This window comes from Bradyrhizobium sp. NP1 (genome assembly GCF_030378205.1).
Lineage (GTDB): Bacteria > Pseudomonadota > Alphaproteobacteria > Rhizobiales > Xanthobacteraceae > Bradyrhizobium.
Genome location: NZ_CP127385.1, coordinates 3,555,476 through 3,575,892, shown reverse-complemented (window position 1 = coordinate 3,575,892; position 20,417 = coordinate 3,555,476). Strand labels below are relative to the sequence as shown.

Sequence of the window (20,417 nt, the reverse complement as noted above, 5' to 3'; positions counted from 1 at the left end):
ACCAAGGTATCGCGAATGAACGTAGCCGGTCAGTTTTCTCCGTTTGCGCCGGCGGTCGATAACGATGCCAGCGCTGCGGCACCGCTGCTGCAGGTTCGCGATTTCCTGAGCCGGCAGTGGCGCCTCATTGCCCTCGTCGTCGGGTTGGCCATCCTTGTCGGAATTGCCTATCTCGCCGTCACGCCGTCGAAATTCACCGCGCAAGCGGACATGATCATCGACACCAAGCGGGTTACCTGGAGCCAATCCGAGCTGTCGACCGAAAATCGCACGGTCGAGGACGCCTCGGTCGAAAGCGAGATCGAGACCACGCGATCCGAAAAGGTGGCGACCCGCGTCGCCAAGCAACTGCGTCTGAACGAGGATCCGGAATTCGTCGGGGTCGGCAACAGCCTGCGGTCCCGCATCTTCTCGCTGCTGAGGTTCGGCTCGCAATCGGAGACGGAGCCGTCGAGCGAAGAAGTCATGCGCCGCGTGCTTACCACGATGAAGGACAATCTGCGCGTGACCCGGCTGGGACGCAGCTACATCGAGCAGATTGCCTACACCTCGCTCGATCGCGAGAAAGCGGCCAGGATCGCCAACGCCTTTGCTGATGCCTACATCGAGGATCAGCTGCAGGCGAAATTCGAGGCGACGCACCGGGCCAGCCAGTGGCTGGAGCAGCGGATCGGAGAGCTGCGTCAGCAGGCGAGCGACGCCTACAAGGCGGTGCAGGATTTCAAATCCCAGAACGGAATCATCATCGGCGTCGAGGGCAAGCTGGCGAGCGAGGTTGAGCTCGATCAGCTCGGTGTCGCGCTGGCCAAGGCACGCGCCGACACCAGCCAGGCAAAGGCAAAGCTCGATCGTATCGAACGCGTCCTGGAACAGCGGACCGAGCGGGAAAGCTTCAACATTCCTGATCCGGTCGTGACCGACGCTCTCAACAATCCGGTGATCACGAAGCTGCGGCAGCAGTTCCTGGACGACCAGAGCAAGGAGTCGGAGTGGAGCGCGCGCTACGGAGTTGACCACCAGGCCGCGCGCAATCTGCGCGCCGAAATGGCCGCCCTGCAGCGCGCCATCTGGGACGAAATCTCGCGCATTGCCGAGAGCTACAAGAGCGAGCTGCAGATTGCCAAGAGCCAGGAAGAATCCATCGACAAACGCATGGTCGAGGTGTTCCAGAAATCGGCCTCGACGCGACAATCGCAGGTCCGCCTGCGCGAACTCGAGACGGCCGCCAATACCTATCGCGGCATCTACGAAACCTTCCTCTCCCGCTTCACGCAATCGGTGCAGCAGCAGTCGTTTCCTTCGACCGAGGCGCGCGTCGTCACGGTCGCGACCCCTCCCCCAGGGCGAAGCTCGCCCAAGGTCGGCCTGACGCTGGCGCTGGCGGCGATTTGCGGCCTCGGTCTCGGGGTCATGTGCGCGCTTGCCCGCGAGCAGATGAACCGTCAAATCCATACGCGCGAACAGCTTGAGACCCTGCTCGGCACCAGCTGCCTCGCGGTGCTGCCGGCCTTTGCCGAAAAGCGCAAGACCGTGCATGGCGTCTCGTCAGCCTCCCCGGCGTTCCGGCAGATCAGCGAGGCCGCGCCATTCTCGGCGACGGCCGAAGCCTTGCGCTACATCAAGGTGGCGATCGATCTTCATCCCGCCGGCGGCAAGGTCATCGGCATCGTCTCCGCCCTGCCAGGCGAGGGAAAGACCACCGTCGCGGCGGCTTTTGCATCCTTCGTCGCAAAGAGCGGTGGTCGCACACTGCTGATCGACGCCGACCTGCGCAATCCTTCGATGACCAAGACGCTTGGCTATTCGGATTCGCCCGGTTTGCTCGACATGGTCGCGAACAAGACACCGTTCGAGGATCTGCTGATTACCGATTCCCAGTTCAAGTTCGATTTCCTGCCTGCCTCGACGCGAATCAAGCCGTCCAACAGTTCGGACATTCTGAACTCGCTTGCGATGCGGCAGTTGCTGAAGGCCGCCAAGAGTGACTACGACTACGTCCTGGTGGACTTGCCGCCAGTCCTTCCCGTCGTCGACGTCAAGGCGGTCGCCCATTTGTTCGACGCCTTCGTGCTTGTCGTCGAGTGGGGCAGCACGTCGACGGACGAGATCGTGAAGGCAGTCGCAGCCTCGCCCATTCTTTCGGAGCGGATGCTGGGCGCGGTTCTCAACAAGGCCGACGAGGCCATCATGCGGCGTTTCGAAGGATATTCGGACCGGCGGTACAAATACTATACCAACGAACCCGCTGAACCCGCCTAGACCCGCCTGTGGCGTCAACTCCAAAACGTCCCCCCCGCTCTGCCGCCGTATGGGTGCTGGCGTTGCTCGCCGGCTGCGTCGGATTGGCTTGGGGGGTTTCAAACATCGCGCCGGGCGCGGCCGCGGACGAATTCCAGGCGCTGGAGACCAGCCTCCTGCGGTTTGAGACCTTCCGTCCGGCCGCCGCGACACGGATGCTGGAGAGTACGGCCGCCCGGGACTTGGGCGCCTGCGATACCCACGGTCAGCGCGCTCTGCTGCTCCTCGAGATGCCCCTGGCGGATGCCGCCTTGCGCGCCGGGCGCGCCCACGAATTCGACCTGCACATGCAGTCTCTCGAAACCCGCGCGCGGCAAGCGGTGGCCTGCGCGCCGCGCGACTCCCTGCTCTGGCTCTTGCTGTTCGGGCTGGAGGTTGAGCACGGCCGCCTGGGCCCCCATTCGTTCGACCTGCTTGCCGCTTCCTACGATACCTCGCCGAATGAGGCCTGGGTTGCCGTGCGCAGGATGCTCATCGGGATACCCGTGGTCCTGGCGGCACCGGAGCCGGTCCGCCAGAGGATCCTCGCTGAATTCCAAGAGCTGGTCAGGCGCCGGTTTGTCGAGATCCCCGCCTTCTCCTATGCGAGGGCGTCTGCGCCCGTGCGCGCTCTGCTGCAGTCGCGCGTCGAACAGCTCGATCTGCCGAGCCAGAGGGCCTTTTCCGAGGCGCTGCAGAGGGTACGATCCTGAAGAGGCGCAGCTGACGCCGCTCTTTCGGCCCTCCAGGAGAGACGACTTCGGTAACCGGCGATGACATCCCGAATCGCAGCTCTCGTGGTGATCCTGCCGTTGGCGACGGCGACGCCCGGACTGGGGCAGCAGGCGGAAGAGTTCGCTGATTCGACGCTGACGCGCGAGCAGTGGCAACAACGTGTGGAAAAGGCCCGCCGCCAGTCCGAGGAATTCGTGGCGAATATGTGTGCGCAACCCGCTGTACCGCTGGCGCCCGAGGAGAAGGAAAAGGAAGCCGCGGATCGTGCAATCAACGATCCGACCCTCCAGCACGGCGACATTGTTATCACCAACAAGGGCTTCGTCGTGTTCACCGGCCGAAGCGAGCAACACGAGCCCGGCGACTTCCAGCAGGCCCCGAATCCGCCACCTCGCCCGTAGGCCCACGGGTACGCGAATATCCCCTGAAGGCCCTCGGTCCGCCCGCTCGGTCCACGCAGGAACGCCGGACGCCCTACCGATTGCAGAAGTCGTTAAACAACGGCATAAAGTTAAAAAGAGGTTGAACCGTTTTCGTTGCACTGCAGACCTACCCACATGGGGGTATGTCTCGTGAACCTATGCTGCACGACAACATTTGAGACGTCTGATTTTTCGCCAGTTTCGGCCCGCGGCTTGCCCACGGGGACGGTGCGGCCGGAAATGGTTAACAAATTTAAATGGTTAATACGTTCAGCCTAACCACAGCTTGCATACAATACGGGCTTTACCCGAATTGTGCAGCGCGCATGGATTTGATAAAAAAGGGTAAAAGAAGAGTAATAAGAACGAGAAGATTGGGGGAAGTTTTTTTGGAATTGCGTCGTTTGAGGTACCAAAGATGAATAGTTTGGCCGATACCGATAATGCATTGCGAGTTGGCCGTTTGGGATCCCGAGGTCCGATCGGAATGACTCCGAAGCGGACGCTGGATATTTTGTTGGCGATTTCAGGAATTATCCTGCTCGCCCCGCTTCTCATCATCTGCTTCCTCGCGACGGTCGTCACGTCGCCTGGTCCTGCCCTTTTTCGCCACCGGCGCGTCGGCTTCAACGGCAAGCACTTTGATTGCTTGAAATTCCGCACGATGGTGACGGATGCGCCGGAGCGGCTGCGCAAGCTGCTGGAATCCGATCCGGTGGCGGCGGCCGAATGGGCCGCAAACCGCAAGTTGCGGCACGACCCGCGGGTGACCGCGATCGGCGCCATCCTCCGCAAATCAAGCCTCGACGAACTGCCCCAGCTCTTCAACGTCCTGAGGGGCGACATGAGCATCGTCGGGCCGCGCCCTGTCACCGACGAAGAACTCGAGCGCTATACGACCTCGATCGGTGCGTACCTCGCTTGCAGACCCGGGATCACCGGATTGTGGCAGGTAAGCGGCCGCAGCAGGACCACGTATGACAAGCGCGTCGCCTGTGACACGTTCTATGCGCATAACTGGTCGATGACGCTCGACGCGAAAATACTGATCGTTACCCTCCCTGCTGTCCTCGCTGCCGACAGCGCGTACTGAGCGCGCACCGAAGCCGGCACGCCGAATCAAGCGAACGAAACGGCCACGCCTTTCCGAAGTTGCGCCCCCGCTCATGGGCGGCTTCTTCGGAAAGCGCTGGCGCGAGCGCTGCAATCCGGCAGCCCAGAACCCGAATGCAGTGGCTGGAACCGTTGCCATGGCTGCGACCGGTTTGCCACTTCACGCATTCGCGAGGATTCAGTTTGCATTCGAGCGATCATCTAAACCTGCGGTAAAGTAACGCTAAGATCAGCGTAGTGTCGATCGCGCGGCTTTACGTTAATTTTCCCTCGCGATTGCTCGCGTCATTCGTTGCAGCTATTGGTCATCATGCGTCAAACGGCGATAAACGAATGAACAATTTCAAACCCTTCGACTCGCAGAATCTGAGGATCAAGCTCAGACCCGCGCCGGGGCGAACGAGCCAGCGAATCGCGATCTGCCTGCTTGTCGGCCTGATCGTCACCGTGATGATCGTGTGGTTCGTGTTTCTGGGCTGGGGAGCGATCGAGATCGTTCGATCAGCCGCAGTCGGCCTCAAGAAGCTCTGGACCACATTCTTCTAGTTTTCACAGACATTACTTTCGATAATACGCAAATCCAGATTGGTCGTTTCCGCTGTCCGGGCCGGAGGCTGCTTGGCCTTTCGAAGCGGCGGTGTCGGCATCGTGAGTGCCGGGAGAGTCCAGTAGATGAGCAATATTCTTGTAGCTGGCGGTGCGGGATATATCGGGTCACACACCTGCCTCGACCTGTTCAGCAAGGGCCATACACCGGTCGTGTACGACAACCTTTCGAACGGTCATGCCGAGTTCGTCAAATGGGGACCGCTCGAAGTCGGCGACATCCGGGACCGCAGTCGCCTGGACCAGGTTCTCGCCAAATACAGACCGCAAGCGATCATTCACTTTGCCGCGGCGATTGAAGTTGCGGAGTCGGTGCAAGACCCGGCCGCCTATTACGACAACAATGTCGGCGGCACGATCACGCTGCTGCGCGCGGCGCAGGCCGCCGGCATCAACAAGATCGTGTTTTCGTCGACCTGCGCCACCTACGGAATCCCGCAGTCGATACCGATGGATGAGGCTCACGCGCAGGCGCCGATAAATCCGTATGGCCGAAGCAAGTTGATCGTCGAACAGATATTGAAGGACCTCGATCGCCATCAGGGCTTTCGCTCCTTCGTTCTGCGCTATTTCAATGCTGCCGGCGCCGATCCCGAAGGCAGGATCGGGGAATGGCATTCGCCGGAAACGCACGCCATTCCGATCGCGCTGGACGCAGCGCTTGGCCGCCGTCCTCATTTTCAGGTGCTGGGGACCGACTACGATACGCGCGACGGCTCATGCGTGCGCGATTTCGTTCACGTTCTTGATCTCGCTGACGCGCACACGCGCGCCGTCGAGCATCTGCTCGACAATGGCACGAGCCACGCCCTCAATCTCGGCACGGGAAACGGAACGACGGTGAAGGAACTTGTCGACACCATCAGGCGCGTCGTGGGCAAGAGCTTCGAGGTCAAATACGGTCCGCGTCGCGAAGGCGACTCCCCTGCCCTTGTTGCCGACAATGGCCTGGCGCGGCGCACGATCGGCTGGTCGCCGCGGCACGATCTCAGCGCGATCATCGATACGGCCTGGAACTGGCACGCGAACTACCTGCCGGGCTGAATTCGCCGCAGTGCGGGTTTTTCCGTGCATTTGCGGGATTAGATCAAATGCGATCTTTCTGATTCAATAGTCGGTAACCCCTTTTAATACCGAAGGTTTTCGGTAACTCCGTTCAATAGCGAAGGTTTAACGCGGCAATGGGACGTTGCACCGGTCGATAGCGCGCGAATTTACGCTCGCTTCTTTTCAGATCAGGTGGGGGTCCTATGACGCGGACTGCATCAGCAATACTGGCATTCGCCGCTTTGGCCGGCGGTCTTTTTGCGGACGAAGCGCATGCGCGCAATCGTCATTCGCAAGACATCGGCCCTTCCTCGCCGATCGCGGAATCTGCGCCAACGCTGGCTCCGTTCCAGCACGTCCGCTTTTGTCTTCGCTATCCTTCCGAGTGCAAATCGGATCCGATGGAGAATGAGCGCATCGACATGAATGCGGAAAATTCCGAACTGCTCGATCGCATCAACCGCGGCGTCAACGCTTCGATCATCCCGATGGCCAAGAGCTACGGCACGGAGCTGCAGGATGGCTGGACGATCTCGCCGTCCATGGGCGACTGCAATGATTTCGCGGTCACCAAGCGTCACGAGCTGCTTCAGAGCGGCCTCCCCGCGAGAGCCCTGCGGCTGTCGGTGGTCACGACCGCTTCCGGAGTTGGTCACCTGGTTCTCGTCGTCGCCACGACCAAGGGCGACCTCGTGCTCGACAATCTGACCGAGACGATCCGGACCTGGCAGCAGACCGACTATCATTGGCTGAAGATCCAGTCCACGTCCGATGCCAGGTTCTGGTACGAGATTAGGACTCCCGGCGTTGCAGTGTCCCAAGCCGATCGAAAGATCCGTCTGGCTTATCGAAGGATCAATTGACCGCGCGAAGCCGCGAGCTCCGCGCGCCATTGTCCTCTCACTTTCGTAAAGCAGAAACCTTGCGCAGCGAGGGCTCCAACGGCGGGCCCTCGACTGCGCTTTCTGATCTGACGACAGCAAGTCCGCGCGGGCGCGTCTTCTCGGACGCTGCCCGCTCGGTGGTTGCTCTTGCGAGCCAGCAACCGAGCAGGATCCAGAACACGATGAGGCAGCCGGGTATCTGCAGCGAAAAATCGATCGTCGAATGCAGATAGCCGAGCACCGCGATCCCCGTTATCGCGGCTAGCGAGCTTCTGCTCCGATCCCTGGCCGCGAGCGCAGCCCGCGCCAGAACGAACAGAGACGAAGCCACGCCAAGGACGACAAGCGCGGCAACCGGCACACCCATCTCGACAGCGATTTCAAGGATCGTGGAGTGCGCATAGTCCCACACACCCCAGCTGCTGAAGGTGGCCGACCGCAGCGACGGGAACAGGTCGGCAAAGGTTCCAGCGCCGGCACCCAGCCACGGCCGCTCGCGTATGGCTTCGATGCAATAGCCATAGACGGCCCAGCGCCCGTCATCGAATAATCCCTGGCTGCCAATTCGTCCCGCCTGGCTCAGCCAGCCCGCCACCAACGCGAGGGCAAGGCTTGCGGAAGCGATAACGAGCCAGAACCGCGGCCGCAATCGGTTGGCCAGCATCAGGCCGATCGCGACGAGCAGTCCCAGGCACGAGCAGATCAGGCCGCCGCGGGAACCGGTGAGGAGCAGCGCGAAGAAGCAGACCAGTCCGGCTGCCATTCGCAGGATCAGCTTGAACGCAACCTGGTCATTGGACGGCGTGAGCAGCAGCACGCGAAGCGACGAAAACTGCAGGTTTTGCCCCGCGAGGAACGCCGAGCAGAACCACAGGATCACGCCGGCTCCGATGTAGGTCGCCGCCGTGTTGTGGTTGACAAAGCTCGCAGTCAGGCTGCCGTGATACGCAAGCTTGGGGGCCCACAACACCATGTTGGGCGTGAACACCAGCGCGAAGAGGCCATAGATCGCGTAGAAGAGAATGGAATATCGCGCGAACGCCATCAGCAGATCGCTGTCGCGCCGCGAGGCGCCGACGAAGAATCCGCTCATGAAGGAGGTCACGACGAGCAGAAAGTGCCCGATCGCAACCGACGGGATCTCGGCGCGGCTCGAGATCCGCGGCTCGGCATCGAGTTGCAGCAGATCGTTCGCGCGTTGCCAGATCGGATCGTTGAGCCGAGCGAACAGATCAGGCCTGACCTGGGCGACCGCTACAAGCGCGTAGGCGCCGCAAACAAGCAGGAACGTGACCAGCACGCGGCGCTGGCTGACCCCGATCGGCGCGGTCGGGCCGCACAGGGTGGCGATTGACAGCGCGGCCGTCCAAATCGCCACCCAGAGCTGGTCGACCGATCCGAAAAACAGCGGCGCCAGGCAAAGAACCGCAATCGTCGTCCAGAGCTGGATCAGCCTGATCGTTTGCACGGGAACCCCAATTGCCGATCAGCGCGGTGCAATCGAGAAGCTCAGCTCGAGACTACCATTTGGTTTTGACCGCAGTGTTCACATTGGTCACCGCATTGGCCGTATTCGAGACGGTGTTCGCCGTGTTGCTGATCAGCGTCAGCAGCTTGTAGTAATCCACCACCCTGGCATTGGCCACGTACATCACGTCCTTGGTCCGCATCTGGAACCCGGCGGCCAGCAACATGCCCGAGGGATCGCGCAGGTTGACGTGATAGATGGTCGGGATCTTCTCGTAGACAAACTTCTTGGTGTCGACGCCCATCTTCTGCAGGAAGCCGCGATCCTCGTAGCGATAGACGAACACCTCGGCAGGATCGGACTGCTGATCGTTGAGGCCGCCGGCCTTGCCGATCGCCTGTGCCAGTGTCAGCGTCTCGACGTCGAACGGAATCTCCGAGTTGAACCCGAAGACGTTCTGGTTGAGCGCACCAAGCGCGGTAAACGTCGGCGCCTCGTGGCTGAGGAAGATCACGTCATTCGGCCGAATGAAGATGTTCTCGGTCGGATCGTGAACGATGCGGGCCAGGAGCACCCTGACGCGCTTTCCGTCACGCTGCAGCGTCACATAGCTCTCGATCGCTTCGAACTTCGGTCCGCCGGCGCGCGCGATCAGGGCCAACATCCGCTCGCCGACGCTGTTGAGCGCGAGAACGCCTGGCGTGTTCACATCGCCGAGCACGCTCACGACGCTGGAATGCTGCTGGTTGAGGCTGACGACGACCTGCGGTTCGATCGCGCGGTTCCGCAGCCGCGCGACGATCGCCTGCTGGATCTCCGGCAAGGTTCGCGCCGCGGCCGGAATTTCGCCTGCGTAGGGCACGTAGATGCTGCCCTTCTGATCGACGGCCTGCGGCGGCAGATCGACGAAGTTGCCGGGGCGTGCACCGGCCGCCGTTGCCGGCGTAAACAGACCGCCGGGCGCAGCTTCGAAAATCGAGATATTGAGCACGTCGCCTACGCCGGCGACCTGCAGCGACTTGGGTCGCTTGTCCGGAAAGGCGCCCTGGAAGCTGACGACATTCGGTTGCGAGAGAAAGCCGATCGTATCCGCGCTCACGTCAACCACCGCATACGGCAACGCCGCGTCCGACCGCAATCCTGCCGTTGCAAAGGTATGCACGGCGTTGCTCTTCGGTCCCGTTCCCGGCAGTTCGGAACAGGCGCTCAGGAGGGTCACGGCAAGCAACGCGGCAAGCGCCGAGCCAAGCCAGTTCGGGCGACCGATCGAGCCAGGCAAAGGCAGTCCCCGCCTCGCCAAGCCAAGCTTTGTCGCAACAAACGAGATCATCCGAACTTTCAAAGCCACCCCACGGTGCCTTCCAGGCTTGTTAAATTTTGCGGTTGTTTTGACGTTAGTCGGCAGCGAGCGCGGCCTCAGAAGTTCCCCATCCGACATGAACCCTACAGGGCGACTCTGGTCCATCAAAGGGCCATACGCCCTGTGGATGCCGGTTTTGTCGGCCAAGTTGCAATCAGGCCACAGTTTCTGTACCTGGCGGATCGCGAAAAACTCCCAGAAAATTCAAAGCATTAGAAAAGTTTATAGAGAGCACTTGTCCATTGGGGGGCGCCACCTGCGACAAGAGGAACTGGGCCTCCACCGCTTCAATACTTGTGCGCCTGGTGGATCGTGAGGCGCGCGCGCGCGGGAATCAGTTGCGCAAAGGACTTGGTGACGGCGAGCCGCCCTGTCCTCCCATTACGGCCATCTGCCAGCCGCGCGCCCTCCCGATCCCAGAGGTCCGGAAAGCGCGGCCCATGGCGCTGCGACGGCTACGCACGATGGCGGCGTCGGGATCGCGGGCATGATTGGCCATCCTCGCCGTGCATCAAGAGCAAGTGCCGAGAGATGGCATTACCCCAGTTCCCCTTTTCGACGCCTCCCATTCGCGAGCATGGCCGCCGCTCCAATGCTCATGAATGTGAGTGATTTCGGAAGGTCACCATGTTCTACTTTGCGATGTGATTCGTTTTCGCTCGCTTCGAGCGAGCGAAATCACAAGTAGTCAAAGTTTTGATCTTCCGCAGCCGGCGCGGGCGCGCCGCAGGATGTTTTGTATGCGTAGACGACGATCGGCGCGAACACGGAAGCCTTGAATGGGATATGCCGCCATCGCGCTAGCCGCAGCGGGTTTTGTGGTTGGCATCATGTTCCGGTTGCAAGTCCTGCTGCTCGTTGTCGCGACGCTGTTTCTTTTGTCGATCGTTGTCTCGCTTGGTTCAGAATTCAGCTTTCTCGATAGCCTGCTGATGGTCATGGGGACACAAACGGTCGTCCAGGGCAGCTACTTCCTGGGATTGCTGATGCGCGCGGCTTTTACGACGCACGACATGCGACACATTTAGAGCTTTTGACACTCCGAATAGAACGCGCCGTTGGCGGCGTCCGTCCGCTCCAGACATTGGGCCAGATCGGTCACCTTGCCGCCGACCGTGAAATCATACGCCTGATCCTTCAGAACCAGCACGTAGCGGCCCGCAGGCAAAGTGAAGTCGGGCTTTTCAGATTGCACCAGCAGCATCTCGGGGTTGCCCGGGACCGGCCGCACCCTGAACCCGTAGGAAATGTTTCGTATGTTCCAGACGTCCGAAACCGGCGAGATGACCGGCTTGCCTCTTGCATCGAAGGACAATGCTCGAAACACCCGCGCAACGACGCGAACCTCTATCCTGTCTGGGGTATTGCCGACGAGGTCACGGCGGAACACGATGAACTTGGCCTTTCCATCCGGCAGGGTCGTGCGGCTTGGTTTTTCGACGGGGGTCGACACCGCGATCCGGCTATCGGGCACCCGCTCGGCCAGCGCACTGAGTTCGCTCAGCGAATCATTATTGAGCGCGTAGACGCCGTAGTCGGTTGGCACCGGGAACGGCGGCGCATTCGACACTGCTGCGACTTGTTTCACGCCGGCGGTCTCGCCTGCCTGCTGCGCGGCGCCGGGCGACGGCGAAGCCGCCGGCTGCTCCAGACTCGACGCCGTCAACTGAGGGAAATTCAGGTGATCGCGCAGCACCGGCAATCGTTGCCTGTAATACGCCAGGCCCACCAGCAAGCCGAACAGCAGCATCCCGACGAAAAACCGCGCCAGGGTCGACACCAGCGATCGCTCGCGCGTCTCCAGGAACGGTAATTCGCTGGCGCGTGGATAGTCCCTGTCCGGCAACAGAATGTCTTCCTGCGCGGGCGTTACCGGGCGAAGCGACGTGGCCGATCCCCGCGTTGCCGGCGGCGGAGCGGCCCGCGCAACCGGCGCGATTTGCGTTTGCGGATTGGGCGGCGGCAGCCGCTCCTTCTCCTCACGGCGCGCGGAAAACGCCTCAACTCCCTGGATCGCGGTCTCCAACGCCGACGTCAGCCGGTTTCGTTCGCTCTCTTCGGTCCGGGACGTATCGACATTCAGCCTGGCGCGCGCGAATTCGTAGATCGCCAGGCGCATTTGCGCCGGATCATCCTTCACCGCATTGATCATCCGCTGCAGAATCAGCGCGTATTCGATCTCCTGCGCATGCGGCGAGATCGCCCTCTCCTGATCGATCCTGGGGATTTCAGGTTTCATCGCGTCGTCGGGTCGGTCCTTGGGTGCTGCGGATTAAACCACTGAACTGATTGAAAGAACAAGACTTGCGCACGGCTGATGCGACGAGGGACACAGGCTCGACGATCCGAGCCATGACGGCCATGACTGCAGTGTTTGCGCCACACACCGCATCGTTTGCTGCCTATCGCCAGCGTAAGCGTCTGCATTCGCTTGGCTAACGCGCGGCTTACGGCTTATTGTCGGATGTCGCAGGTTCATGGATGCCATCAAGGTTCAGGACAAAAGGTCAGGACATGTCGAACGTCACAAAGATCGCTGCTGCCGTGGTTCTATTTGCGCTGGCCGGCATGTCGGGCACGGCATCAGCTCATGGGCGCCTCTATCCCCTCACCAAGTGCGGACCCGATCTCGCCTATCTCTGCCGAATCCACGGCTACTTCGATTCCGCGCCATACCAGTACAGCGTCGCCATTCATCCTGGCTGCATCAAGACGGTCGCCGTCGAAACGCCCAACGGGGTCGAACGTCGCCGCGCCATCGTCTGCGGGGCGCCGGAAAGGCCGACGGTCTGGTGGTGGTGAGGAGGCGCGACACACCCAAGATCGGCTAGGCCCTCACTATCAGCTATTTGGCTGTGCCCTTGGCCGTGCCCGCATTGATGGTCGTCGGCTGCGTGGGAGCATTCCGAATCGGTCCGTTGTTGACCGGACCTTGATTGACGCCGCGGGGAGCGTAAGTCCCGCTGTCCCGCGCCAGATTTCCGTACATGTCGCGTTGATTTGAAACGCCATACTGCGCCCAGCCTGCGCTGCTGCACCCGACCAGGCAAATAATCGCCAGTGTAAATCTCATTGGACCCTCACCAACCCAGGCCAGAACAGCGATCTGGGGAGCAGTTCTGATATTGCCGCGCATTTGGCAGGGTTTTTCGCGATCGAGCAACAACAAAAGTCGGGAATCAGATTAGGAGAATTGACGCACGGCCCGCTTTTCCTTCTCGCCGCGCGACGGTTCCCGATCAAAGGTTGGAGCTACGCCATGGAATGGGTCTTGTTCGTCTCGCTGCAATGGATCGTTTTCGGCAGTCCGACCCAACCGACCACGCAGCTCATTCAGCCGTTCCCGACCGAAGCGCTTTGCAACAAGGCTGCCGATGTAATCAAGAACGAGATCGGCACGCCGACCGGCGCCGGCCAGCGCGTTCAGACGCTGGGGCGTGTCGTTTGCGTCCAGCGGAAGGACAAGTAGCGACCGGCGATCCCGTCCCGTCGCCCTCCGCTGCAACCAGCCCGCGGCCTTTCCTGCAGGAGGCCGCGGTTTCGTTTTTTTGTCCGTCCTCCGCGCGCCTCCGGCGCCCGCGGCGGCCCTCCAAAATTTCGGCCAAACCGGATCCCGACGCGCACATTGGCAGGGTTCTTGCGACGAGCTCGCTGAAATTCGAACTCCCGGCCACAATTGTATCGCAGCGGAGCATTCTCATGGCTGACCAGTATCATTTCGGAACGGTGGAATCCCGGCGTAGGAACAATCCGGACCGCATCCGCGCGCGCCTGGCGCCCCCCTGGGCCCGTGCGGAAATGCGGATGCAGAAGGAGATGGAAACCGGTCGGGCGACTGCGGCGAGGGTGCGCAACTTCATCGACGAGCTGGAGCGCCAGGCCGCCCGCCTCGACAGTGCGACGAGTGCCGTCCTGGCTGGCGCCAGGGTCCGCGATCCCTCCGCCGTCGCCTACCCGATCGAGGCAAGAGCGCTGGATACCCGTCGGGACAATGTCAGGAGCACGATTGCCGCCCTGTCGGGATGGCTCGCCAAGGCTGATTCACGCTGAGCCTTGTCGCGCACCCCGCGCGTCGCAGCGGAGATCGCGACGCCGGCTCGTCAAGCGCGGCGTGCGCATGCTCTCGTCCGTCGCGTTGCCTCAGTACTGAAGTGGCTGAAGGGTCACGACCGGGCTGACATACATCCTGCAATGGAAGAACGGGCCCCAATTGGCGGCCGGAAAGATGTACGAGAACGACGACAGCCGATTGCTGTGGGTATAGTCGTCATACGCCCCGCAGTGGTGATGCCGATAATGCCGCGCTTCGGACGGCGTGGGCGCCGCCGCGATCACCACCATCGAAAGCAAGATCAACCCTGCCCTTTTCATGTTCGCTCCCTCGAGAAATCGCGATAATTGTCGAGCACGTCCGGGATTGATACCACGCGGGAGCGCGTAGCGGCAACGAGCTCACCAAGCCGCCGCCATCGGATTTGAGCTATCGGCAACGGTTTCGCGTTGAGACGCTGATCAGGAAGCGAAGGCGTCAGGCTATCGCCACGGCTCGCTTCGGCCTGGATTTACGTGATCGGCGGGCTGCCGTAGGCGGAACGGCCATAGTAGCGATGGTGCCCAATCAGGTCGTGCCAATCGTCAGCCTGCGCCGCGACGGCTCTTTCCCGGTCGCTGATGACCCTGACGTCACGGCTCGTCCCGACAGAGCCACCGGCATGGCGCGTCAGCCGTCCCGCTGGAAGCAGCACGGCACCGATCATCGTCCCAGCGGCCTTGTGGGCCAGAATACCAAGAAGCACGCTCTTCACGGCGCCCTCGTCAAGCAGAACCCTGTCTCCTCGCAGCTCCCAGGGGCGAGTTGACCGATCCGCGCTGAACGAAGCGCAAAAATTGTCGGTTAACGGGCTTGTCGGTTAATGGGGCCTTTCGGGAAGTCGCTCTCCGGCCCCGGCATATGGTGAAGATCGCCCGAAAAAACCGGACGTATGCGCGGCGTCTTTGCCGGACGGAGCGGGGCCGATCGCGTTCGCAGACAGAACGCGTGCTGGCCGCGTCTGCACGAAGCGCACCGCGCGCGACGATGCGAGCGGCGCCGGAGGTGTTCGGCCAGGACCCGCGCGCCAGGACCCACGCGGTAGACCTGCGAACGAACGCGCAAATTGCTGCGGCGCATTCCAAAAAGCCGCTTCGGCAATCTGGCCGAGCGGGCTCAAAATGTCGTATTTAAGGAATCTGGGATGAGGCAAAAACAGTTTTCAGAAACGCCGCATTTGCTCCTGGCCGTCACCGGTCGGGAACGAGCGTTACTTTGCCAGGGGCGACCACAATGCTGGATCCAAGAGAGTTTCGGCTGCGGTATTTTCTGATAGCCGTGTTGGCCACCATTCTGTTTGCCGCGCTGCTTCGTCACGCCCTTCACGTCTATGGCGGCTTCTCCCGCGAAGACATTCGCGAAAACTCGCTCCTCGCAGCGCTGATCATCGGCGCGGGAATCATTTGGTTCCGAAGGGCGTCGCGCCCGAAGCGTTGAAGGCCACTCGCAAGCGTGCGCTCGGACAAAACGGCTTCAACGACATCGCAGCTTCGCGACGGATTGATGTGGCAACGCTCGCTTGAAGAACGGATCAGCAGCGCACGAGCGCCTGCCGGGTCAGCAGCTCGATGACCGCGGGTGTGATCTAGTTGTTCGCGTAAGGCGGCTCTCGGGGATCCTCGGAAAGCCTGAATTCATGCTGCATGCGCGCAACAATGACCGCAATGGCCTGAGCGGCCTTTTGCCGATCGGACCTGCCAAACTTGATACCCCTGATGGCCCAATTCGCGCCGAACCGGGCATCGGGCCTGGTGTGCTCGATAATCACGTCGATAAAGTCTTTGCACTCGGGATCGAATTTTTTGACAGCTTCCGTAATCGCCGATTGCAAGTCCGTTCGTGAAATCGATGGTTTGTTTTCAGCCTCTTCGCCTGTCCCCAGCATGACCAGCCCGCGGTCGTCGCGATAACGAATGAAATGAATGCTGGAACCGTGCGCTGACGCGCACGGCTAGGCCAGTGAAATCCTCGCGTCAAAAACGGCTTTTTTGGATCATGTTGCGCAATTGCAACGCGATGCCGGAGAGCAGCCGACAACTTCGGCGACGAGCCGCTAGTGGCGCCGCCTTCTGGGCGTCTGATCCGAAACCTTTGCAGGTTGATCCGGAATGCCGATGCAGGTCGTCGATCCGTCGGTTGAGCGCGCCACTGTTCCGCAAGGCACGGCCTTGATCGTTCGCGTGGAGCCATCGGGCCCGGCGACATTCAGCCCAGGCCCGCCACTCGACATCGGTATCGGACCAGAGAAGTACGGGGTCGATGGCCCGGTAGGCCCGTATGCGCCGGTGTAGCCTTTGGCAGGCGCATCGCCAGCGGGCGGCGTCGCATTCGCCGACGCAGGCGGCTGTCCCGGTGGCGAGGCGGGCGGCGGGCCGGCAAGTGGCGGAGGATGGCCAATCGTCTCTCCGGTGGACTTGTCGCCGGACAATCCAGGGGACTGTTGGGTCAAGGCGGCTGACGGCAGGAGGGCCAACAGGATCGCCACCGAGAGACACGTAGAACGCATTGCACTTCCTCCCGAGTTCGAGCGAGGCTCGCCAGCGTCATCGGCTGCTCGGGTTCGATGGCCTTGGCGAGCCGACTATCCACGTCGGCACCGCTCACGTTCTTCGTGCTGCTGCAAAAAATCAGTCGGAGCGAGACGGCGAGGTGGGCATCAGCGCAACCTCGCCAAATTCGTCCGGTGCGACAGCGTCCCACACGTAAACGGTCGCTTCAGTTAAGCACCAATAATTCGGAATCGCAAACGGGCCACAGCCTTCGCGGCATGACGTCGTATCCGGCAACCCTTGCCGGTATGCCGGGCGTATCGCCAGCGAGCTCCACTGGCGATCGAGCTGTCATTGATGGTTAAAATGGTCGGAGCGGCGGGATTTGAACCCACGACCCCTAGTCCCCCAGACTAGTGCGCTAACCGGGCTGCGCCACGCTCCGACATTCGTTCACTTAGCTTCGATCGGGAGTTCGCGCAAGCAGCCGGGCAGGCGTCGTGGCGGGTTCTGAGGGCGATTGCGGCTCAGCCGTCCTTGAGCGCCTGGTCGAGGAGCTTCCGGCAGGCGGTCAGGTCCTGCAGCACCCGTTCCAGCCGCTCGCGGTCGATCGGCCGCGGGTCGCCGCCCTCGCCCGGATCCTCGCGGAACGAGGTCAAAAGCCCGTCGTCGTCGACGTCGGCAAAGCGGAAGTCGATGCCTTCCCGCTCGTCCGCCGTCTCCTCCTCCTCGCCTTCGGTGCCGAGGCCCTGGGGCTCCTCCATCAGGCTCAGCCCGACCGCCTCCTCGATGGCGCCGAAGGAAACTGCATTGTTGGTGTCAGCGAGACTCTGGACCGACTTGACGCCGTGCTCCTTGAGGATGCGCTGCACCCCGCGGATGGTGTAGCCCTCGCCGTAGAGCAGCCGGCGGATGCCCTTGAGCAGATCGACATCGTCGGGGCGGTAGTAGCGTCGGCCGCCGCTCCGCTTCATCGGCTTGATCTGCGCGAAGCGCGTCTCCCAGAACCTCAGGACGTGCTGGGGAATGTCGAGGTCTTCGGCGACCTCGCTGATGGTTCGGAACGCATCCGGCGCCTTGTCCAAATGCCCGCTTCCTCAAATCGATCGTCCGGCCGCGATCTGCGCCGGATCCGCCGCACTCCAGTGGAGTGGATTTGACATTCGCTACCCATCCTAACGACAAGGTGGCAAAGCGAATGTCAAATCCAAAACTTCACTGGAAACCTATAATTGCCAGTGGTCCCTTGATTCCAACATTCGCAAACATGCCTCTCAAAACGCGATGCGAATGTTAGGACCGGACCACTAGTCCTCTTCCTTGCCGTCGCCGTTGGCGTTGGGATGATGCCCGTTGATCCGCTGCTTCAGGATCGCGGAAGGCTTGAACACCATGACCCGCCGCGGCGAGATCGGCACTTCCATGCCGGTCTTCGGATTGCGGCCGATGCGCTGCCCCTTTTTGCGCACCATGAACGAGCCAAACGAGGACAGCTTCACCGTCTCGCCCTTTTCCAGGCAGTCGGTGATCTCCTTCAGCACCAATTCGACAAAGGCGGACGATTCGGTGCGCGACAGTCCGACCTTCTGGTAGACCGCCTCGCACAAATCGACGCGCGTAACTGTTTTTCCGGTTCCAGCCATCGCCTGCCCCAACTCAAGGCGAACAATTCCCATCTGAAATTAGGGGGTTAACTTGGATTGGTCAACTGCGCTCATCGCTCCACAGAGGCGAATGACACAGCAAATGCAACGGAAGATTTTTACGAATGGCTTACCAGCGCACGAGCGCCGACCCCCAGGTGAAGCCGCCCCCCATGGCTTCCAGCAGCAATAAATCGCCTTTCTTGACGCGGCCGTCCCTGACGGCGAGGTCGAGCGCGAGCGGAATCGAGGCCGCCGAGGTGTTGCCATGGCGGTCGACGGTCAAAACGACCTTCGGCGGCGCAATATGGAGTTTGTGCGCCGAAGCGTCGATGATTCGCTTGTTGGCCTGGTGCGGAATGAACCACTGGATGTCTTCCGCGGTGAGGCCGGTGGCGTTGAAAGCGTCGACGATCACGTCGGTGATCATGCCGACCGCGTGCTTGAAGACCTCGCGTCCTTCCATCCGCAGATATCCGACGGTCTGGGTCGAGGACGGGCCGCCGTCGACATAGAGCTTCGACTTGTGGCGGCCGTCGGAACGCAGATGCGTGGTCAATATGCCGCGGTCTGAAGGTTTTCCGGGCTGCTCCTGCGCATCGAGGATGACCGCGCCGGCGCCATCGCCGAACAGCACACAGGTGCCGCGATCGTTCCAGTCGAGAATCCGCGAAAAGGTCTCGGCGCCGATGACGAGCGCGCGCTTGTAGCTGCCCGTGCGCAGGAAGTTGTCGGCGGTCGCCAGCGCGAACACGAAGCCCGAGCACACCGCCTGCAGGTCGAAGGCCGCACCATGATTGATGCCGAGCCCGTGCTGCACCGCGACCGCGGTCGCAGGAAACGTGTTGTCGGGCGTCGAGGTCGCCAGAACGATCAGGTCGATCGACTGCGCATCGACGCCGGCATGGGCGAGCGCAGCGTTCGCCGCGTTGATGGCGAGGTGCGAGGTGAACTCGCCGTCGGCGGCGATATGACGCTGCCGGATCCCCGTCCGCTGCACGATCCATTCGTCGGAGGTGTCGATGCGCTCGGCAAGCTCGGCATTGGTCAACACACGCTGCGGCAAGTACGAGCCGCAGCCGAGTATGACCGAACGGATTGCAGTCACGAGACAGCCTCCTGCGCGGTCTGCGCTTGCTTCAGCGCACCGCCGTCGCGATTGAGCATCTGGTTAATCTTTGTCAGGAGATCGTAGTGCACCATCTCATAGCCAACCTCGACGGCGGAGGCAAAGCCCTCGGCATCGGTGCCGCCATGGCTCTTGACCACGATGCCGTTCAGACCCAGCAGCACGCTGCCGTTCGACTTGCCGGGATCGAGCTTGTCGCGTAGCTGGCGGAACGCGCCGCGGGCCAAGAGATAGCCGATGCGCGCAAGCAGGCTCTTTTCGATGGCATCGCGCAGGAAGGTCATGATCTGGCGGGCCGTGCCTTCGGTCGCCTTGAGCGCGATATTGCCGGAAAACCCCTCCGACACGATGACGTCGGCGTCGCCTCGCCCGATGCCGTCGCCTTCGACAAAGCCGATATAGTCGAGCTGCGGCAGATTCATCGCGCGCAACAGCTCGGCCGCCTCTCTTATCTCCTCATGGCCCTTCATTTCCTCGACGCCGATATTGAGCAGGCCGACCTTTGGCCGCTCCAGGTTGAACAGCACGCTCGCCATCGCGCTGCCCATCACCGACAGCGCCACCAAGTGACGCGCATCCCCGCCGATGGTGGCGCCGAGATCCAGCACGACCGAATCGCCGCGCATGGTCGGCCAGACGGCGGCGAGCGCCGGGCGGTCGATCCCTGCGAGCATGCGCAGGCAGAAGCGGGCCATGGCCACCAGCGCGCCGGTATTGCCGGCGGAGACGACAACGCCCGCCTCGCCCTTCTTGACCGCATCGATCGCGAGCCACATCGACGAGTTCTTGCGCCCGCGCCGCAACGCCTGGCTCGGCTTGTCGTCCATGCCGACCGCGACGTCGGTGTGGACAACGCGGGAAGCGGCCTTCAGCTCCGGGTATTTGGCGAGCTCCGCACCGATCAGCACGGAATCGCCGAACAGCAGGAACTCCGTATCGGGATGTCGCTTCAGCGAGATCGCGGCGCCGGGGATGACCACTGCTGCGCCGACATCGCCACCCATGGCGTCAAGCGCAATTCGAACCTTTTGAGGCATGAACGTCCCGGAAGCCTGATCTCTCGTATCCGCGTTCAACTTGGAGTTCCTGATCGAATTTTGCCGCGCACGATGCAGGAACTTCAAATCGGTAGCGCTGGGCCGGGCACAACGCCG

At 61.7% G+C, this 20,417-nt stretch carries 22 protein-coding genes and 1 tRNA gene; 13 read left to right on the top strand and 10 right to left on the bottom strand.

Translation table 11 applies throughout. From position 1 onward, the window contains the following. Positions 1-15: 15 nt before the first annotated feature. The 7 genes from QOU61_RS17110 (at position 16) to QOU61_RS17080 (ending at position 7,063) form a co-directional block, all read left to right on the top strand. Positions 16-2,259, top strand: coding sequence for a polysaccharide biosynthesis tyrosine autokinase (locus QOU61_RS17110; protein ID WP_289660769.1), 2,244 nt, complete (start codon positions 16-18; stop codon positions 2,257-2,259). Positions 2,260-2,312: 53 nt separating this feature from the next. Further along, on the top strand, positions 2,313-2,990 hold the full coding sequence (locus QOU61_RS17105) for a hypothetical protein (protein ID WP_289660766.1): 678 nt from the start codon (positions 2,313-2,315) through the stop codon (positions 2,988-2,990). Between the two features lie 60 nt (positions 2,991-3,050). Continuing rightward, positions 3,051-3,413 carry a hypothetical protein gene (locus tag QOU61_RS17100; protein WP_289660764.1) on the top strand — a complete coding sequence of 121 codons (363 nt, stop codon included), beginning with the start codon at positions 3,051-3,053 and terminating at the stop codon, positions 3,411-3,413. Positions 3,414-3,921: 508 nt separating this feature from the next. Continuing rightward, complete coding sequence (locus QOU61_RS17095; RefSeq protein ID WP_289660762.1) at positions 3,922-4,527, top strand: sugar transferase; 606 nt, start codon at positions 3,922-3,924, stop codon at positions 4,525-4,527. Between the two features lie 353 nt (positions 4,528-4,880). Further along, positions 4,881-5,093, top strand: a complete 213-nt coding sequence (locus QOU61_RS17090) for a hypothetical protein (protein WP_289660760.1) — start codon at positions 4,881-4,883, stop codon at positions 5,091-5,093. 126 nt (positions 5,094-5,219) lie between these two features. Beyond that, positions 5,220-6,197 (top strand): UDP-glucose 4-epimerase GalE, encoded by a 978-nt coding sequence (galE, locus tag QOU61_RS17085; RefSeq protein ID WP_289660758.1) that lies wholly within the window; start codon positions 5,220-5,222, stop codon positions 6,195-6,197. A 206-nt stretch (positions 6,198-6,403) separates the two neighbouring features. After that, the gene (locus QOU61_RS17080) at positions 6,404-7,063 is read left to right on the top strand and encodes a transglutaminase-like cysteine peptidase (protein WP_289660755.1); all 660 of its coding nucleotides are present in this window, start codon (positions 6,404-6,406) and stop codon (positions 7,061-7,063) included. A gap of 37 nt (positions 7,064-7,100) precedes the next feature. Here the strand turns inward: QOU61_RS17080 and QOU61_RS17075 are convergent, their stop codons facing one another. Further along, positions 7,101-8,552, bottom strand: coding sequence for an O-antigen ligase family protein (locus tag QOU61_RS17075; protein ID WP_289660752.1), 1,452 nt, complete (start codon positions 8,550-8,552; stop codon positions 7,101-7,103). 52 nt (positions 8,553-8,604) lie between these two features. Next, complete coding sequence (locus QOU61_RS17070) at positions 8,605-9,831, bottom strand: polysaccharide biosynthesis/export family protein (RefSeq protein WP_289660749.1); 1,227 nt, start codon at positions 9,829-9,831, stop codon at positions 8,605-8,607. Positions 9,832-10,691: 860 nt separating this feature from the next. Here QOU61_RS17070 and QOU61_RS17065 point away from each other — a divergent pair. Then, a complete protein-coding gene (locus QOU61_RS17065; RefSeq protein WP_289660746.1) occupies positions 10,692-10,940 on the top strand; it encodes a hypothetical protein in 249 nt (82 codons plus the stop codon). On the opposite strand, the gene QOU61_RS17060 is transcribed toward QOU61_RS17065, so the two are convergent. Beyond that, entirely contained in the window at positions 10,937-12,064 is a 1,128-nt protein-coding gene (locus QOU61_RS17060) for a hypothetical protein (RefSeq protein ID WP_289660744.1), read from the bottom strand. The genes QOU61_RS17065 and QOU61_RS17060 overlap by 4 nt on opposite strands. A 362-nt stretch (positions 12,065-12,426) precedes the next feature. Here QOU61_RS17060 and QOU61_RS17055 point away from each other — a divergent pair, with 362 nt between their 5' ends. From QOU61_RS17055 to QOU61_RS17045, 3 genes are all read left to right on the top strand, one after another. Next, positions 12,427-12,714, top strand: a complete 288-nt coding sequence (locus QOU61_RS17055; RefSeq protein ID WP_289660741.1) for a hypothetical protein — start codon at positions 12,427-12,429, stop codon at positions 12,712-12,714. 457 nt (positions 12,715-13,171) lie between these two features. Further along, positions 13,172-13,381 (top strand): hypothetical protein, encoded by a 210-nt coding sequence (locus tag QOU61_RS17050; protein WP_289660739.1) that lies wholly within the window; start codon positions 13,172-13,174, stop codon positions 13,379-13,381. Positions 13,382-13,611: 230 nt separating this feature from the next. Then, a complete protein-coding gene (locus tag QOU61_RS17045) occupies positions 13,612-13,962 on the top strand; it encodes a hypothetical protein (RefSeq protein WP_289660737.1) in 351 nt (116 codons plus the stop codon). A gap of 90 nt (positions 13,963-14,052) precedes the next feature. Here the strand turns inward: QOU61_RS17045 and QOU61_RS17040 are convergent, their stop codons facing one another. Together QOU61_RS17040 and QOU61_RS17035 are read right to left on the bottom strand one after the other, a co-directional pair. After that, the gene (locus QOU61_RS17040) at positions 14,053-14,283 is read right to left on the bottom strand and encodes a hypothetical protein (RefSeq protein WP_289660734.1); all 231 of its coding nucleotides are present in this window, start codon (positions 14,281-14,283) and stop codon (positions 14,053-14,055) included. A 191-nt stretch (positions 14,284-14,474) separates the two neighbouring features. After that, entirely contained in the window at positions 14,475-14,717 is a 243-nt protein-coding gene (locus QOU61_RS17035) for a hypothetical protein (RefSeq protein WP_289660733.1), read from the bottom strand. Between the two features lie 518 nt (positions 14,718-15,235). On the opposite strand from QOU61_RS17035, the gene QOU61_RS17030 reads away from it, so the two are divergent. Next, positions 15,236-15,439, top strand: coding sequence for a hypothetical protein (locus tag QOU61_RS17030; RefSeq protein ID WP_289660730.1), 204 nt, complete (start codon positions 15,236-15,238; stop codon positions 15,437-15,439). Between the two features lie 82 nt (positions 15,440-15,521). After that, on the top strand, positions 15,522-15,845 hold the full coding sequence (locus QOU61_RS17025; RefSeq protein ID WP_289660727.1) for a hypothetical protein: 324 nt from the start codon (positions 15,522-15,524) through the stop codon (positions 15,843-15,845). 1,013 nt (positions 15,846-16,858) lie between these two features. Here the strand turns inward: QOU61_RS17025 and QOU61_RS17020 are convergent. From QOU61_RS17020 to plsX, 5 genes are all read right to left on the bottom strand, one after another. Next, a tRNA-Pro gene (locus QOU61_RS17020) sits at positions 16,859-16,936 on the bottom strand. An 82-nt stretch (positions 16,937-17,018) separates the two neighbouring features. Continuing rightward, on the bottom strand, positions 17,019-17,576 hold the full coding sequence (locus QOU61_RS17015; RefSeq protein WP_289660724.1) for a MerR family transcriptional regulator: 558 nt from the start codon (positions 17,574-17,576) through the stop codon (positions 17,019-17,021). A gap of 222 nt (positions 17,577-17,798) precedes the next feature. Beyond that, positions 17,799-18,134, bottom strand: coding sequence for an integration host factor subunit alpha (locus QOU61_RS17010; RefSeq protein ID WP_289660721.1), 336 nt, complete (start codon positions 18,132-18,134; stop codon positions 17,799-17,801). 130 nt (positions 18,135-18,264) lie between these two features. Next, positions 18,265-19,242, bottom strand: coding sequence for a beta-ketoacyl-ACP synthase III (locus tag QOU61_RS17005; protein ID WP_289660718.1), 978 nt, complete (start codon positions 19,240-19,242; stop codon positions 18,265-18,267). After that, positions 19,239-20,300 carry a phosphate acyltransferase PlsX gene (gene plsX, locus QOU61_RS17000; RefSeq protein WP_289660715.1) on the bottom strand — a complete coding sequence of 354 codons (1,062 nt, stop codon included), beginning with the start codon at positions 20,298-20,300 and terminating at the stop codon, positions 19,239-19,241. The genes QOU61_RS17005 and plsX overlap by 4 nt, the downstream gene beginning before the upstream one ends. Between the last annotated feature and the right edge of the window lie 117 nt (positions 20,301-20,417).

Excerpts from the sequence above, each read along its gene's own strand:
- QOU61_RS17110 (WP_289660769.1), top strand. The coding sequence starts at position 16 with ATGAACGTAGCCGGTCAGTTTTCTCCGTTTGCGCCGGCGGTCGATAAC.
- QOU61_RS17100 (WP_289660764.1), top strand. The coding sequence starts at position 3,051 with ATGACATCCCGAATCGCAGCTCTCGTGGTGATCCTGCCGTTGGCGACG.
- QOU61_RS17095 (WP_289660762.1), top strand. The coding sequence starts at position 3,922 with ATGACTCCGAAGCGGACGCTGGATATTTTGTTGGCGATTTCAGGAATT.
- QOU61_RS17090 (WP_289660760.1), top strand. The coding sequence starts at position 4,881 with ATGAACAATTTCAAACCCTTCGACTCGCAGAATCTGAGGATCAAGCTC.
- galE (WP_289660758.1), top strand. The coding sequence starts at position 5,220 with ATGAGCAATATTCTTGTAGCTGGCGGTGCGGGATATATCGGGTCACAC.
- QOU61_RS17080 (WP_289660755.1), top strand. The coding sequence starts at position 6,404 with ATGACGCGGACTGCATCAGCAATACTGGCATTCGCCGCTTTGGCCGGC.
- QOU61_RS17065 (WP_289660746.1), top strand. The coding sequence starts at position 10,692 with ATGGGATATGCCGCCATCGCGCTAGCCGCAGCGGGTTTTGTGGTTGGC.
- QOU61_RS17060 (WP_289660744.1), bottom strand. The coding sequence starts at position 12,064 with ATGATCAATGCGGTGAAGGATGATCCGGCGCAAATGCGCCTGGCGATC.
- QOU61_RS17055 (WP_289660741.1), top strand. The coding sequence starts at position 12,427 with ATGTCGAACGTCACAAAGATCGCTGCTGCCGTGGTTCTATTTGCGCTG.
- QOU61_RS17050 (WP_289660739.1), top strand. The coding sequence starts at position 13,172 with ATGGAATGGGTCTTGTTCGTCTCGCTGCAATGGATCGTTTTCGGCAGT.
- QOU61_RS17045 (WP_289660737.1), top strand. The coding sequence starts at position 13,612 with ATGGCTGACCAGTATCATTTCGGAACGGTGGAATCCCGGCGTAGGAAC.
- QOU61_RS17040 (WP_289660734.1), bottom strand. The coding sequence starts at position 14,283 with ATGAAAAGGGCAGGGTTGATCTTGCTTTCGATGGTGGTGATCGCGGCG.
- QOU61_RS17030 (WP_289660730.1), top strand. The coding sequence starts at position 15,236 with ATGCTGGATCCAAGAGAGTTTCGGCTGCGGTATTTTCTGATAGCCGTG.
- QOU61_RS17010 (WP_289660721.1), bottom strand. The coding sequence starts at position 18,134 with ATGGCTGGAACCGGAAAAACAGTTACGCGCGTCGATTTGTGCGAGGCG.
- plsX (WP_289660715.1), bottom strand. The coding sequence starts at position 20,300 with ATGCCTCAAAAGGTTCGAATTGCGCTTGACGCCATGGGTGGCGATGTC.